Genomic DNA, 15,220 nt, shown 5'->3' with positions numbered 1-15,220 from the left:
TGACAAAGGTGATAAAGGAGATAAGGGTGACCAAGGTATTGCTGGAACTAACGGTGCAGCTGGGACTAATGGACTAAACGGATCGAATGGAGCTGATGGCGCAGACGGAAAAACAATACTCAATGGTAGCTCAAACCCTGCTTCCTCTGATGGAGTTGATGGTGACTTCTTTATCAACACCACTACGCTAGACTTATTCGGACCTAAAACTGCTGGGAACTGGGGAAGCAGTACATCATTAATAGGCGACAACAGACAAATCAATGACACTGACAATAACACAGTCATTACTACCGACCTGAATAACAGCAATGATGATATTATTCGTTTTAAAACTGCCGGAAACGAAGTCCTAAGAATCAATAATGAGACCTTGGAATTCACCAGTGATTCCAAATCTGTCTTTATCGGTGAAGATTCAGGTCTAAGTAACACAGGAGACGATAACGTAGGAGTAGGTATTGGGGCATTAGAAGACAACACATCTGGGTCAAAAAATGTAGCACTGGGTTATCAATCATTGAATAAAGTTACTACAGGAAGTGGTAATGTTATGTTGGGCTATCGTGCAGGGTTCAGTAATACAGGAAGTAACAAACTTTACATTGAAAATTCCCCCTCAAACTCTCCCTTGATTTATGGCGATTTTGATAAGGACATTATCAATTTCAATGGCAAGGTCAGTATTGGTTTAGCAAACCCATCATCACTATCTCATGAATTGTATGTTAATGGAAGTGTAATTGCAAACTGGTACAGTTTTACTTCTGACGTTAGATTTAAAAAGTCTGTTCTACCAATTGAAGATGCGCTATCCAGCTTACTTAAGCTTGAAGGTAAAACTTACGATTGGAGAACTTCGGAATTTCCAGACAAAAAATTTAGTGATACTCGTCAAATTGGTTTTATAGCACAAGAGGTTCAGAAAATATTTCCAGAATTAGTAACTGAAGATTCACAAGGCTACCTAAGCCTCAATTACGCACAACTTACACCCGTTTTAGTTGAAGCAGTTAAAGAACAACAGTCACAGATTGAGCAACTAAATGATGAAGTAGAGGGCTTAAAAGATCAGCTCAGCCAAATTTTGAGCTTGTTGAAGAAAGGAGATAAGCATGACGATTAAGAAGCTGCTCATTCTAACCCTTTTCACATCCTTCTCTTATTTTTTGAATGCTCAGGTTTTTATCAATGGCGCGAAAAGTAAAATTGTTAGCCAAGGAAGCCCTTCCATAAGTATGAATGGGTTAAATATTTTGAATGAAGGTGAGCTTCATTTGGGCGGAGGTGAAGTGACGATTCGAGGCACAAAAGACACATACATCGAAGGTACTACTCCACTTATTTTCCATGATCTTAAACTAAAAATATCAGGTGAATTAGTCATTGGTACTCACCTATCCGTCAATAATCAATTTATTCTTGAAAATGGAGAGGTGGATCTACAAGACTACAACCTATTTCTCCCAAAGAATGAAAGTAAGTTAATTGGTGAGAACTCTAATAATCGAGTCGTAAGTAGTGGCTCTGGCGAAATCATCAAATATTACACCCAGCAGAATCTAAAAAACGAAAATGTAGGAAACCTTGGATTAGTCTTCGAAAACTTTGAAAACTTAGACACTCTACTGATTAAAAGAGGACATTCAACACTGCACATACCATTTGGGGAAAGTATTACGAGATATTATAAAGTAAGTACAAAAAAGAAACCTCATGATAAGCTTCGCATAGGTCTTGAGTACTTTGACGATGAAATTTTGGTAAAAGACCCTAACATGAAGGAGCAAGTTTGGATACAAAACAATGGAGAGTGGAACCGGACAGAGGCCAACCTGTCGAGAGGCAGCAGCGCTAATGGCCATATTGCAAAAGCCCAAGTGGAAATTTATGAGTCCATCATTACCGTTGGACTCTATAAAAGACTTATTGACAAAGCGCTGATACCAAATGTTTTTACACCAAACAATGATGGAATAAATGATTATTTCATTATTCCGGAAATCGAGAAACTCCCCGGAGCACAGGTGAAAATTTATAATGTCTACGGTAACTTACTTTATGCTCAAACCAATTACCAAGAAAACCCATGGGATGGAAAGCTTCGTGGTAAAACTCAACCTTTCGGTGTTTACCTGTACCAAGTGATAGATGAGGAAAACCCTCTTGAATTTATAGAAGGTGAAATTACTATCATTAAATGAGAGGGTTAAACCTATATCGCCTTTTTCTAATCGGACTGATCTTATTGACCAACAATGCTTTCGCGCAGCAAATCACTGAGTTTAGCCAGTACTTAAACAACAACTACCTCATTAATCCTGCGGCTACAAATATTTCTAACTATCTGAATTTAGATTTTAGTGTTCGAAAACAAGAATCTAATCGGATAAATGACGTCAGTTCATACTATATGTCGGTTTATGGAACAATCAAAAGCCCAATTCTTACACAAAAAATGAGCAACGGGTTTAGGTTAACAAGGTATGTCGATAATAGCACTATTAAAGCATTCAACCCTAAACCCATACCCGTTATAGGAGCTGTTATATCAAAAGATAATTTTGGTTTACTAGAAAAAACAACGGCACATATAACAACAGGAATACACCTTCCATTAAGTGCTCGTTACAGTTTAAGTACAGCAGCCACCATTGGGCAAGTACGATTGAATGTGAGTGATGATTATTTTATTTTGGAAGATAATGATCTTCCGTTTAATCAATTCATAACAAGTTTCAACAAAGAAAAATTTCTTGACCTTGGCCTAGGAATTTGGTTCTATTCAGACCAATTACAGCTTGGATACGGCATTAAACGATTGTTTTCTGGCAATTCATCAAATCAAGAAAGTGAAGACGGTTTTAAAATAAAAAACCAACACCTCATCAACGCTGGATATAAGTTTACGCTTAATTCTGATTGGCAACTGATTAGTTCCTTATTATACAGGGTCAGTCCTTACGAGAAAAACACGAGTGACTACTCGATGAAATTAATCTTTAAAGAAAACCTTTGGACAACTCTCTCTCTTAGAAAAGAAAAAATCCTAGTTTTCAATCTTGGGCTAAAGCTGAACGACTCTATTTCATTCAGCTATTCATATGATCACGGTTCGAAAAATCAAGGAATGGAAAGCCTTTCGGCAAACGAAATTGCCTTTCAGTTTTCAACTTCTAAGTCAAAAAAGCAATCCAGTATCAAACGATAAATAGAAGACATCAAATAAAAAAACCTCTGGTAACACACTGAAAACCTAAAGTAAATATCATGTCAAATCCAGCAATAAACTATTTAGAGAGAGGTTCATCAGGAACCAAAGATCAAATCAACAACTGGGTAAACAATAACAGTTCGTCATTTAATCAAAGTCTTGTTTGGAAAGTAGGGATCACCACTCCTGAAAAGTTATTAAAAATTCAAAAGTTAATCTTGGAGGATATAGAATGCATTCATTGGAAATATTGGCCCGGTGACACATTTGTCAATTTATTCGGAATTATCAGAGAATTGAACAAGAGTCCAATTGTTTTAAAATCCGAGTATTCTGAATACATCTCCAGAGGTTCTTTTATCTTTATTTATAAAACCCGAGTAAATCAAACAGACTATTTGAGACATGTCAAGACTTATCCGGCAAAGCTTTCTATTACTAGGTGACTAGCGCGCCATATTCACTACCAACTTCCCAAACGTCCCTCCCACTTTCATTGAGTTAAAAGCCGAAATGATTTCTGAAAATGGTCGAACTGAATCTAAAATAGGTTTGAGTTTATGTTCATTGATGAAAGCTACCATTTGTTCAAATTCCAGTTCGTTACCCATGGTAGAGCCTTGCAAAGTGATTTGATTCCAGAACATGCGGAACATGTCTAGTTTTTGAGGAGTGCCGTTGGTAGCACCATAAAAAACAATCCTGCCAGAGGGCTTCATCATTTTAATAAAGTCGTTGAGTTGATCTCCACCAGCGCTGTCAATAACTACATCAAAACCACCAGAAGCCTGAAGTGCTTCTTTCTGCCAACCTTCAGCCTTATAATTGAAGCCCGCCTTTGCCCCTAAACCAATGCAAGTTTCAATCTTATCGACACTTCCCGAAGTAACATATACATTTGCTTGGGCCGCCAAAGCGTACAACATAGCAAACTGAGCCACGCCTCCACCAGCACCAGAAATCAATACGTTTTGACCTGCAGCCACTTGTCCCTGAGTAAACACCGCCCTAAAAGCGGTGAGTCCGCCTAAAGGAATAGAGCTGGCTTCTGCCCAACTTAAATGTGCTGGTTTTTGATGAATTTTTGAAGCTTCTACTGCTACATATTCTGCTAAAGTGCCATTGGTAGGCATCCCTAAAATGCTATAGCCCTTAGACTGCACTTTGGGGTTTTCTCCCCAATCAATATTTGGATTGATAATTACTTCGTTGCCAATTAAATCGGATGAAACACCAGCCCCAACTTCTTCTACAGTTCCAGCACCATCAGAACCTAGAATAGTGTTCATCTGAATATTTGGGTATTTGCCTTCCCTTATCCATTGGTCACGCCTGTTTAGAGCAGCTGCTTTCAGCTTAATCAACACCTTCCCTTCAGTAGGGCTAGGCTTTTCCACTTCTAACAACTGAATTTTGTCTTCTGGATGATCTACTAAAACAAGTGCTTTCATGAGTTTTTAGGCTTATGCATTTCGGTTATAAGTGGCCGACTCTAATAAGAATTGTTTTTCAAGACGCTTTAAAAAGGAGCGTCCTCTCCACTTGGAGGCAATGCAGGTGGACTGTCATTGCCATTGGCTTTACTTTGATAGGTCATTGCACCACCGCCACCGCCAGATTCAAAACTAGCAGCACCAGAACCTGGAAGCGAAGTACCGTAACTTCCACCAAAACCAGTAACATCCAAATCGGTAAACTTGGTGTACTTGCCAATAAACTTAAGCTGGACGTTCTCTAGCGAACCATTTCTGTGCTTAGAAATAATCACTTCACCCACACCTTGGGTTGGCATGCCGTTTTCGTCTTGCGTAATGCCGTAATATTCTGGTCGGTAAAGGAACATTACCATATCTGCATCCTGCTCAATAGAACCAGATTCCCTCAAATCGGAAAGCTGTGGACGCTTATCACCACCACGGGTTTCCACTGCCCTACTCAACTGCGAAAGTGCAATAACAGGTATGCTCAATTCCTTTGCTATATTTTTCAAGGCCCGCGAAATCGAAGCAATTTCTTGTTCACGGTTACCTCCTGAGCCTCCACCTTTAGACGAATCGCCAGACATCAGCTGGAGGTAGTCAATTACCACCAGTTGAATGTCGTGCTGTTGTTTTAACCTCCTGCACTTCGCCCTTAATTCAAGGATGGAAAGTGCGGGGGTGTCATCTATAAAAATGGGGGCTTTTGTTAGATTCGCTGTTTTGTGAACGAGCTGTGCCCATTCGTGTTCTGCAAGGTTGCCTTTTTTGATCTTCTCTCCTTCCAATTCGGCTTCGCCAGAAATCAAACGATTCACCAACTGTACCGATGACATTTCCAAAGAAAAAATGGCCACTGCATGCCCATGGTCTACGGCTGCATTTCGAAGGGCAGAAACCACAAAAGCAGTTTTACCCATCGCTGGTCTTGCTGCTATAATTACCAAATCAGATTTCTGCCAGCCAGAAGTAACTCGATCCAAACTGGTAAAACCAGAAGGAATTCCTGTGAGTCCATCTTTATGATTTCTTCTCGCATGAATTTCTTCAAGGGCAGTCGTCATAATGTCCTTCATTTTCTGATATTCCTTACGAATATTAGTTTCAGAAACTTCGAACAGCGACTGCTCCATTTTATCGAGTAGCTTAAAAACATCGGTGGTATCCTCAAAAGCTTCGCGCTGAATTTCAGAAGAAATACGAATCAACTCTCGCTTAATGGATTGCTCTACTACTATTCGAGAATGATATTCAATGTTGGCCGCAGAACTTACGCGGTTGGTAAGCTGGGTAATATAATATGGCCCACCAATCATTTCGATTTTGCCCTCTTTTCTTAAATGGCTTGTTACCGTAAGAATATCAATGGGTTCCGAAGCCTGAAAAAGATCATAAATGGCTTGATAGATTACCTTGTGGGCTTCTTTGTAAAAAGATTCTGGCCTAAGAATATCAATCACATTGGTCAAGGCATCCTTTTCCAACATCAAAGCACCCAAAATGGCCTCTTCAAGGTCTGTAGCTTGGGGTGGCAGTTTCCCCAATTGGCTCAGTTCGTCACCTAGATTGTTCCTAGATTTATAACCCAAACGCAATGCCGCAGACTTTCCTTTTTCCATACTTCAAACCTAGAGCAAATTCCTGTGTTCAACAACGATTGTGCCGAGTACTTACCCACAACTTTTACACTATGTTATACACGTGAGGTTCTAGTTTATTTTGCTTTATTTGTTGAACGTCCTTTTTGTCTTAATTTTGAACGTTCAATCCATCTAATAATATGACTCAAAATTCTCAACGTATCCATTTCATTGCTATCGGAGGAAGCATCATGCATAGCCTAGCCATGTGTTTAAATAAGGCAGGACACAAAGTGAGCGGATCTGACGATCATTTTTACGAACCCTCTAAATCGAAGCTGAAAGAATTGGGCCTATTGCCCGAAAATGAAGGTTGGGATGCCAGCAGAATTGATAGCAGTTTGGATTTAGTGATTCTGGGTATGCACGCCAAGGCGAACAATCCAGAATTATTAAAGGCGCAAGAACTAGGTATTAAAGTACTTTCTTTCCCAGAATACATTTACGAAGCCTCTAAAAACAAGCAACGTATCGTAATTGCAGGTAGCCACGGAAAAACCAGCATGACAGCTATTGTGATGCATGTTTTAAAGGATATTGGACGTGATTTTGACTATATGGTAGGTGCTCAAATCAAAGGTTTTGACGAGCAAGTGAAACTATCAGACGCCCCTATTATTATCATTGAAGGTGATGAATACTTGACCTCTGCTTTAGACCCACGACCAAAATTCTTACACTACGACCATCATATCGCGAGCGTTTCGGGAATTGCCTGGGATCACTTCAATGTTTTCCCAACACTGGATGATTATGTAAATCAATTCGAATTACTGGCCGATTCTTCATCGAAAGCTAGCACATTGATTTATTGCGAGGAAGATAATTTGGCCTCTATGATTATTGCCGAAAAGGAAAGACCAGACGTCACCAATATTCCTTACAAGGCGCATGAACATGTGGTGAGGGATGGCATTACTTATTTAAGATTGCCTGATGGCGAAATTAAAGTTGAAATTTTTGGTTACCATAACATGCAAAACTTGAGTGGAGCACAGGCCATACTCAAAAGAATTGGAGTTACCGATGACCAGTTCTACAAGGCGATTGTGACCTTTAAAGGTGCTGGTAAGCGAATGGAGATTCTAGGAAAAAACAACAATACCACCATTTATACAGATTTTGCCCACGCTCCTTCTAAACTATTGGCCACTACCTCAGCCATAAAAAATCAGTTTCCAAATCGTTATTTGGTGGCATGTCTCGAACTGCACACCTTCAGCAGCTTGAACAAAGACTTTATTGAGCAATACCAAAACACTTTTAATAATAGCGATGAGGCTATTATCTACATTAATCCAGAAGCCGCAAAACAAAAAGGGCTTGAAGCATTGACAGAAGCGGACCTCAGAACGGCCTTCAACAGAAAGGACATTATACTCTTTAATGATACTGCCGAATTAAATGATCATTTGATGCAGCATAGCTGGGCCAACAAAAACCTTATTCTTATGAGTTCTGGCAGTTTTGGAGGACTTAACTTAGAAGCACTTAAGCAACACATTCTTTAAAAAGCACCTGCATAAACAGGAAATCATGGAATTAAATCTTAAAAACCCATTGGCGTTTTTCGATCTGGAAACGACAGGTATCAACATTGCCCAAGACAGAATCGTAGAATTGGCCATACTTAAGGTAATGCCCAATGGTGTGTTAGAGAAAATGCATCATTTGATCAACCCTACTATTCCAATTCCTGAGGAATCAGCCATGATTCACGGAATTCGTGATGAGGATGTGAAAGACAAACCCACTTTTAAGACACTTGCCAAAAGTGTAGCTAAATTTTTAGAAGGAGCCGACTTGGCTGGCTTCAATCATGTGCGTTTTGACATTCCACTTTTGGTAGAAGAATTCCTAAGGGCTGGAGTAGATTTTGAAGTAGGCAACCGAAAGTTGGTTGATGCGCAGAAAATCTTCTTTATGATGGAAAAAAGGACACTGACTGCGGCCTACCAATTCTATTGTAATAAAGAATTAGAAGGTGCACATGGTGCCATGGCGGATACAGAAGCTACTTACGAAGTACTCAAAGCCCAACTCGACAAATACAATGGCCAATCGGTAGAAGACATTGGAGGCAATGTAATTGCTAAAATCGAAAACGATATGGCCTCATTACACCAATTGGTAGGCTCCAATATGGTTGATCTTGGTGGACGATTTGTGTTTAACGACAAAGGCATTGAAGTCTTCAACTTTGGTAAGCACAAGGGCAAACCTGTAACCGAAGTGCTCGAAAAAGAGCGTGGTTATTACGACTGGATGATGCAAGGAGACTTCCCTCTTGATACCAAACGTAAACTAACGCAGATTAAGCTCAAAGGCTTTAAAATGGGATGACATTAGATTTTAGTATTTAGTAGCTAGTACCTAGATAGTAATCGGTATCATTTTAGGTTTTAGAATACAAAAGTTAACCAATGCTTTCTACCATTCTCTCACTCCTATTGTCCATCACTTTAATAGTACTTGGCCTAATCCATTTCAATTGGGTTTTGGGTGGGCAATGGGGTTTTGAGGCAGCGCTACCTACCAATGAAGCAGGCAAAAGAGTCCTCAACCCTAAAAAAATCGATAGCCTGATTGTAGGTTTAGGCCTTTCTGCTTTTGGCGCATTCTATTTATTTCAAGCAGTATTCACAACAATAGAAATGCCTGATTGGCTGACTACTTATGGTGGTTGGATTGTCCCCTTTATCTTTTTACTCAGGGCAGTGGGAGATTTTGTATACGTAGGCTTCTTTAAAAAAATCAAGTCTACTCCTTTTGCTAAAATGGATACTAAGCTATTCTCTCCTTTGTGTTTATTTATGGCTTTGGCTGGGTTCGCTATTCAAATATTCAACCAATAACATAGGATTCTTAACAAGATTAGGGAGATTCTGAAACGCCCGAAACTTCAGGGCCAGAATGACATAAAAAAACGGACTCGCTTTAAGGTGAGTCCGTTTTAACTTTAGGTTTAAAATTGCTTAAGCAATCTCAACTAATTCTATATCAAAGACCAAGTCTTTTCCAGCCAAATCATGATTGGCATCAATAATCACTACATCTTCTTTTACCTCTTTCACCTTCACTGGCACTTGTTGACCATCAGGCTGAGACATTGCAAGTTGCTGTCCCACTTCAGGTTTTAAATCTTCAGGTAAGTTAGCCTTTGGCACATCGAAGTATAACTCTGGGTTAACTTCACCATAAGCTTCTGCTGCAGGAATTTCAGCAGTTACTTTTTGTCCTTTTTCCATACCATCTACGGCAGCATCAAATCCTTTGATCATTTGACCTGCACCCACTTGAAAACCTAATGGCTCTCTTCCTTCAGATGAATCGAAAACGGTTCCATCTTTCAATCTTCCAGTGTAATGCACTTTGACGTTATCGCCTTGCTTTGCTTTTGACATAATTCTTTCTTTTAAATTTTTCCTTGATTTTCAAGAAGTTGCAAAGTTATAAAACCTTAGCGCAATGCCCAAGAATAACGGGAAAAGCTGCCAACCTCTTTGTTTTTAAGGGTTATTAAGGTAGAACAGTCTCAACTGGGTATTGTTATAAACTTCTGAGCAAAGGATCAATATGATGAAATAGACAGTTCAGAAGAAACATAAAAGACAAGCAAACCATTGCACATGAATTTCCGTCAACATTCTTTTACGTTAGTATAAATTCAGCATATGATTTCATTCGATCACTATACAATTCGTCCATTAGAGACTTCGGACTTAATCCCCTATTTTGACTTGGTAGAAAGGAACCGAAAGAGACTCGAAGACTTTTTTACCGGAACAGTTTCAAAAACAAAAGACCTTGAGTCGACCAAGCTATTTCTAGAAGAAATCGATCAAAAAAGAAGCTCCAAACAATACTACCCCTTTATCGTAATCGACAATTCAACCAATAACTTTATTGCCTTTTTTGACCTCAAAAACTTGGATTGGTCAATTCCCAAAACAGAAATTGGTTGCTATACTGACATTGAATTTGCGGCCAAAGGAATCACTACCAAGGCAATGAAGTTCTTTGTAGAATACTGTTTTGAGCATTATGGCTTCAGAAAAATATTCCTCCGAACGCACCATTCGAACAAAGCAGCGCAGGCCATTGCCCTTAAATGTGGTTTTGAAATAGAAGGGACTTTACGGATGGACTATAAAACCACCTCGGGCAAAATTGTAGATTTGATATATTACGGTAGATTAAATCAGAAACTACAATAGCGAGGGCAGCTGGTAGTAAAACGCTTTACCTCTAAAAACTAAAAATGAGCTTTCTAAAAGCCGAATGGCGAAAACTAGCAATTGCGAATTATGTTATCACCCCAGAGGTACTGACCAAATACCTTCCTCCCAAAACTGAGTTAGACTTATGGAACGGTACCTGCTATGTTAGTCTTATAGGCTTTATGTTTCTCAACACCAAGTTGTTGGGCTTGCCTATCCCCTTTCATCGCAATTTTGAAGAAGTAAATCTTAGGTTCTATGTGAGATATAAGGAGGATGGTAAATGGAAAAGAGGTGTAGTTTTCATCAAGGAAATTGTACCCAAACCAGCTTTGACATTCATTGCCAATACTGTTTATAAAGAGCACTATCAAACCATGAAAATGTCGCATTTATGGAAAGAGTTTGAAAAAGAAAGAGCCGTGGAATACACTTGGTTGCACAATGGTAAGAAAAACACCTTTTCATTAAAAGCGGACATAGCCCCCAATGTTATTGACAGAAATTCCGAATCTGAATTTATCACCGAGCATTATTGGGGCTATACAAAAGCCGGAGCAAATTCCACCTTTGAATACGAAGTAACCCACCCTCGATGGGATTGCTATAAAGTAACTGACTACAAGATTGATGTGGACTTTGAAGCAGTTTACGGAAATGATTTTTCAATGCTTAACGACATTAAACCAGTATCCGTAATGCTGGCTGAAGGGTCTGAAATTACTGTTGAGAATAAAAGGAAGATATAAGCTTCATATTATTCAATCTTGATAACTTTAATAACTAGATGAAGACTTACAAGTCAATATTGATTTTAATACTCGTTCTATTCTCCTGCGGAAGTGATAGAAGTTTATATGGTTTTTGGAGGCTTGATCTCCATCAACCTGGTCAATCTTTATCTATTCCGTACGAGCTCTTTTTTAATGAGGAGGCCCTTTATTTAACAGATGAATACTCGTTTATCTACCAAACTAATTATGTCATAAAAGATGATTCCATAAGCCTGACATTTTCAAACGGAAACACTTGGAAAACCAGTTTCATAAAGAAATCAGGCAATCTAATATTGGGAAACGGGTCATATTATAAAAACGATTCTGGGCACTTTGACCCAAACCAACAGTATGATTTAATAAACTTCAAAACAGATGAAGTATTAAACCCAAATGCCAACATGCTTTTTATTCATTTGATGAAAATGAATGATTCGCTCCAAGTAAGGTTGAATGACGTAATAAAAGACTTGAGTCAAATCCCTGAATATATAAATCGAGGGCATGGCATTTCAAATCAACCTTTAGCCCTCTTTATAGGAGAAGAGGTTACATTCAATGATCTTGTAGAAGTTTACCAATGGCTCCAAATAAGTGGCTTGAATGAGGTTACTTTGATTACTGGGCACAAAGTGCTTGCAGAATTCTATATTCAGAGGGATCAAATCAGCATTAATCAACAAGCACTCGACTCATTCATCAGATTTAAAAACATACCACCAGCACCTCAAAAACCCAAAAGCAATGAACAAGATAGATCAGTAATTGAAATCCAAAACTCAATTGATTTAGAACAGCTTGAAAAGCTCGTTGATTCGCAGAAATACCTCATTAGAATCGATGAAAGGATTGACTTATTGGACTACCTAAAACTGTGTGAAATCATCGAGCACAACCCAAACCTTCAAAAAGAGATCAATTAACTACTTCTGATCCTCCTCACAAATAAGAACAAAGAAAGGTTTAAAGGTTCGCGGTACTTATTTACATTTGCACCATGTTTGAAAATGCGAGTTTTGTAATAAGCAATACGGATCACAATTTATGCCCCAAACCAGATAAGCCTGAGTTTGCATTTATTGGCCGTTCTAATGTGGGAAAATCGTCCCTCATTAATATGCTTACGCAAAAGAAGAACTTGGCTAAAACTTCTGGCCGACCTGGCAAAACACAACTGATCAATCACTTTATTGTTGACGATCAGTGGTACTTGGTCGATTTGCCGGGCTATGGCTATGCCAAAACCAGTAAGTCAAACCGAGTAGCTTGGAGTATTATGATTGAGAAATACCTTTTGGAAAGAGAAAACCTCCAAATGGTGTTTGTGCTGATTGATAGCCGATTGGAGCCGCAAAAAATAGACATCGAGTTTGTAACATGGTTGGGAGAAGCTGGAATACCTTTAGGGCTCATTTTCACCAAAGCCGATAAGCAATCGATTAACAAATCTCAGCAGAGCATTGCCCGCTTTAGAAAGGTAATGAAAGAAACTTGGGAAGAGTTACCTGTGATGTTCGTAAGTTCGGCCGAATCAGGTTTAGGCCGTACAGAAATTGCTGAGTACATTCACGGAGTGCTCACCGCATAATTTTTATTTTAATCAAAGCCAATGGCGGGGTCGCCCAAAGGCAATAATGTATAAATCGTAAATATGAAGTTTGAAGAAATTGCCGCAGTAACTGGAAAAGGTGGTTTGTTTAGAATTGCAAAACCAGGAAGAACGGGGATAATTCTGGAGTCTTTAGACGCTCAGAAAAAGAAGGTAGTCGTAGGAGCCGATGCGCAAGTGTCCATTCTAAGTGAGATTTCTATTTACACTCATACCGAAGAAGGAGCTACTCCTTTGGCCGATGTAATGAGGAAAATCCACGCTGAATTTGATGGCGACACAGGCTTAAGCAAAACCTCTGATCCCGATGAATTGAAGTCTTTTTTACAGCATATTTTGCCTGACTATGATGAAAGCAGGGTGTATGTATCGGACATCAAGAAATTGGTGACTTGGTATAACCTATTGTCTAAAGATCATCCAGAGGTTTTCGAAGAAGAACCGGAAGCAGACGAAGAAGCCGAAACAAAAGAAGAAAAATAATTAAATGCCGGTCTCAACCGGCTTTTTTTATGGATTTAAACGACATACAAACTGGCCTAGCGCTCATCAGCAAAGACTTTCAAGTAGACCCGAAAGATTAGCAACTACCGGAAGATGAAGGTACTGAATCGGTTTATCGAAATAATAACTAAAATCTACCTATTCTAGTTTTAAACAAGGTAACTATCATCACTTCTGCCAGTTATAGTCACATTATTTAGATAAATATTTGGATATATTGATATTGATTTTGATTTTAAATCAAAATATATAATTATGAGAAATTTAAAAACAAAATCATTAGCTAACCTCCTCATTTTTGGTGCACTTTTTATCACAACGTCATTATCGGCTGGGTACAGAACGACATTCAAACAATGCCCTGACAAACCAGTAGCCGTTATACGTTGTGCAGAAGGTGGAGGGGATTGCGAAGCCGAGGATCAACGTTTCTGTGATGAAATAATCATCATTGAAGAACAGGAATAGAAAAGTTAAAATCAAAAAAACATGTAGGTTGAAAGCGAATACTTTCAACCTACAAAACAATTAAACTCTTACCTATGAATGCCAAATCTGTTGGGTTATCAATACTTTTAGGAACTTCACTATTAATATTTTCTTGCTCCAAGAAAGAAGAAGCTAGCATAAATGTTAATACAATAGAAATTGGTCAGATTGATAAAAAAGCCACTGAGAGCATTGAAAAATTCATTTCTGGTGCCAAATACAAGATTCTTAAAACTGGAGATAAATTCTTCGCGGAAATCACAAAACTCATTATACAAAATGATCGTATTTATTTGCTTGATGGTGATAGAGGGCAAATCATCCTCATATACGATTTAGATGGAAATCTCTTAAATTTTATTAGTAAAACAGGCAGCGGTCCAGGAGAATATCGCCAACCAACCGATTTGTGGATTAACTTAGATGGCACCATTGAATTATTAGACGAAGCACAACGTAAGATAATCACCTATTCTAAAAATGGAGATTTCATCAATGAAATGAAATTACCTTTTGCCGCTGAAAAATTTATAAAAACAAACTCAAAGTATTTTTTCTACACAAACAATATAGCCTTTTCTTTTAAAGAAGATAGTAATGAAACTGGCTTGGTTATTTCAACCAACTTAAATTTGACCAACCCAGAAGTAATCGTACCTGCGGATATGCTTAGAGCAGATTTCTATTACGTGACAACCCAAAATTTCACTCAAGTAAATAATAGTTGGTATTTTTTTGATGCTTTTTCAAATAGGCTTATAAATCTTTCTGAAGGAGAAGATATAATACTAGACTTTGGTGAACTAAATTTCCCGACAGATTTCTTTACAAAGGAGAAAAAACGAGGAATAGATGTAATGAATGATCTTTATAACTTAGGTAAGGTATGGGACATAGGGGCAATATATGACACAGAGAGTTATCTATATTTTAAGTTTCAAATTAACCTTACTGTATACATGGCTTTTTATGATAAAGAAAAAGGGACTACCAATGTTATTCCTCGTGACAATTGGAATGTTAACATGGATTGCTTTGTTTCAAGGTTCGACCCTTTGACTGCTATAAACAACCAATTGGTGTTTCATCTATTACCAAGTCAGATTAAAATGCTGAAGGAGTTAAATTGTTTTCCAGCAGACAAACTCAAAGATATTGATGAGAATAATGTCCTTATGTTCTGGGATATTAATTAAGGTAACCTTATTATCTTAAGAACATGTTTTCAATAACTCAAGAAGATATACAAACTGGCCTAGCGCTCATCAGCAAAGACTTTCAAGTAGACCC

At 38.4% G+C, this 15,220-nt stretch carries 17 protein-coding genes; 14 read left to right on the top strand and 3 right to left on the bottom strand.

Annotation, left to right across the window (positions count from 1 at the left end; all coding sequences use genetic code 11):
• The 4 genes from AWN68_RS11135 to AWN68_RS11120 all read left to right on the top strand — a co-directional run.
• Positions 1 to 1,126: tail fiber domain-containing protein (locus AWN68_RS11135; protein WP_172796062.1), on the top strand; the 1,126-nt coding region annotated here is incomplete at its 5' end.
• Complete coding sequence (locus AWN68_RS11130; RefSeq protein WP_068415451.1) at positions 1,116 to 2,204, top strand: gliding motility-associated C-terminal domain-containing protein; 1,089 nt, start codon at positions 1,116 to 1,118, stop codon at positions 2,202 to 2,204. The genes AWN68_RS11135 and AWN68_RS11130, both read left to right, overlap by 11 nt.
• Entirely contained in the window at positions 2,201 to 3,211 is a 1,011-nt protein-coding gene (locus AWN68_RS11125) for a PorP/SprF family type IX secretion system membrane protein (protein WP_068415449.1), read from the top strand. Before AWN68_RS11130 ends, AWN68_RS11125 begins: the two co-directional genes overlap by 4 nt.
• A 59-nt stretch (positions 3,212 to 3,270) precedes the next feature.
• On the top strand, positions 3,271 to 3,660 hold the full coding sequence (locus AWN68_RS11120; RefSeq protein WP_068415446.1) for a hypothetical protein: 390 nt from the start codon (positions 3,271 to 3,273) through the stop codon (positions 3,658 to 3,660).
• On the opposite strand, the gene AWN68_RS11115 is transcribed toward AWN68_RS11120, so the two are convergent.
• Entirely contained in the window at positions 3,661 to 4,665 is a 1,005-nt protein-coding gene (locus tag AWN68_RS11115) for a zinc-binding dehydrogenase (RefSeq protein WP_068415443.1), read from the bottom strand.
• Between the two features lie 68 nt (positions 4,666 to 4,733).
• Entirely contained in the window at positions 4,734 to 6,311 is a 1,578-nt protein-coding gene (dnaB, locus tag AWN68_RS11110) for a replicative DNA helicase (RefSeq protein ID WP_068415440.1), read from the bottom strand.
• Positions 6,312 to 6,472: 161 nt separating this feature from the next.
• Between dnaB and AWN68_RS11105 the strand changes: the two genes are divergently transcribed.
• The 3 genes from AWN68_RS11105 to AWN68_RS11095 all read left to right on the top strand — a co-directional run bounded on the left by AWN68_RS11105 (position 6,473) and on the right by AWN68_RS11095 (position 9,187).
• Positions 6,473 to 7,843 carry a UDP-N-acetylmuramate--L-alanine ligase gene (locus AWN68_RS11105; protein ID WP_068415438.1) on the top strand — a complete coding sequence of 457 codons (1,371 nt, stop codon included), beginning with the start codon at positions 6,473 to 6,475 and terminating at the stop codon, positions 7,841 to 7,843.
• Positions 7,844 to 7,868: 25 nt separating this feature from the next.
• Positions 7,869 to 8,675 (top strand): 3'-5' exonuclease, encoded by an 807-nt coding sequence (locus AWN68_RS11100; RefSeq protein WP_068415437.1) that lies wholly within the window; start codon positions 7,869 to 7,871, stop codon positions 8,673 to 8,675.
• 80 nt (positions 8,676 to 8,755) lie between these two features.
• Entirely contained in the window at positions 8,756 to 9,187 is a 432-nt protein-coding gene (locus AWN68_RS11095) for a DUF3995 domain-containing protein (RefSeq protein WP_068415436.1), read from the top strand.
• Positions 9,188 to 9,307: 120 nt separating this feature from the next.
• Here the strand turns inward: AWN68_RS11095 and AWN68_RS11090 are convergent, their stop codons facing one another.
• Complete coding sequence (locus AWN68_RS11090; protein WP_068415431.1) at positions 9,308 to 9,736, bottom strand: FKBP-type peptidyl-prolyl cis-trans isomerase; 429 nt, start codon at positions 9,734 to 9,736, stop codon at positions 9,308 to 9,310.
• Between the two features lie 270 nt (positions 9,737 to 10,006).
• Between AWN68_RS11090 and AWN68_RS11085 the strand changes: the two genes are divergently transcribed.
• The 7 genes from AWN68_RS11085 (at position 10,007) to AWN68_RS11055 (ending at position 15,126) form a co-directional block, all read left to right on the top strand.
• Entirely contained in the window at positions 10,007 to 10,549 is a 543-nt protein-coding gene (locus AWN68_RS11085) for a GNAT family N-acetyltransferase (RefSeq protein WP_068415429.1), read from the top strand.
• A gap of 44 nt (positions 10,550 to 10,593) precedes the next feature.
• Positions 10,594 to 11,301, top strand: a complete 708-nt coding sequence (locus AWN68_RS11080; protein WP_068415426.1) for a YqjF family protein — start codon at positions 10,594 to 10,596, stop codon at positions 11,299 to 11,301.
• 38 nt (positions 11,302 to 11,339) lie between these two features.
• Positions 11,340 to 12,251 (top strand): hypothetical protein, encoded by a 912-nt coding sequence (locus AWN68_RS11075; RefSeq protein WP_068415423.1) that lies wholly within the window; start codon positions 11,340 to 11,342, stop codon positions 12,249 to 12,251.
• 74 nt (positions 12,252 to 12,325) lie between these two features.
• Positions 12,326 to 12,916 carry a ribosome biogenesis GTP-binding protein YihA/YsxC gene (gene yihA, locus AWN68_RS11070; RefSeq protein WP_068415420.1) on the top strand — a complete coding sequence of 197 codons (591 nt, stop codon included), beginning with the start codon at positions 12,326 to 12,328 and terminating at the stop codon, positions 12,914 to 12,916.
• A 63-nt stretch (positions 12,917 to 12,979) separates the two neighbouring features.
• Positions 12,980 to 13,420, top strand: a complete 441-nt coding sequence (locus tag AWN68_RS11065; protein WP_068415417.1) for a DUF5606 family protein — start codon at positions 12,980 to 12,982, stop codon at positions 13,418 to 13,420.
• Positions 13,421 to 13,696: 276 nt separating this feature from the next.
• Positions 13,697 to 13,909: a hypothetical protein gene (locus tag AWN68_RS11060; RefSeq protein WP_068415416.1), complete on the top strand. Its 213-nt coding sequence runs from the start codon at positions 13,697 to 13,699 to the stop codon at positions 13,907 to 13,909.
• Between the two features lie 74 nt (positions 13,910 to 13,983).
• Positions 13,984 to 15,126 carry a 6-bladed beta-propeller gene (locus AWN68_RS11055; protein WP_068415415.1) on the top strand — a complete coding sequence of 381 codons (1,143 nt, stop codon included), beginning with the start codon at positions 13,984 to 13,986 and terminating at the stop codon, positions 15,124 to 15,126.
• Positions 15,127 to 15,220: the final 94 nt, after the last annotated feature.

This window comes from Roseivirga echinicomitans, from assembly GCF_001592935.1.
Lineage (GTDB): Bacteria > Bacteroidota > Bacteroidia > Cytophagales > Cyclobacteriaceae > Roseivirga > Roseivirga echinicomitans.
The sequence above is the reverse complement of the archived record's forward strand: the minus strand, read 5'-3'. Positions and strand labels throughout refer to the sequence as shown.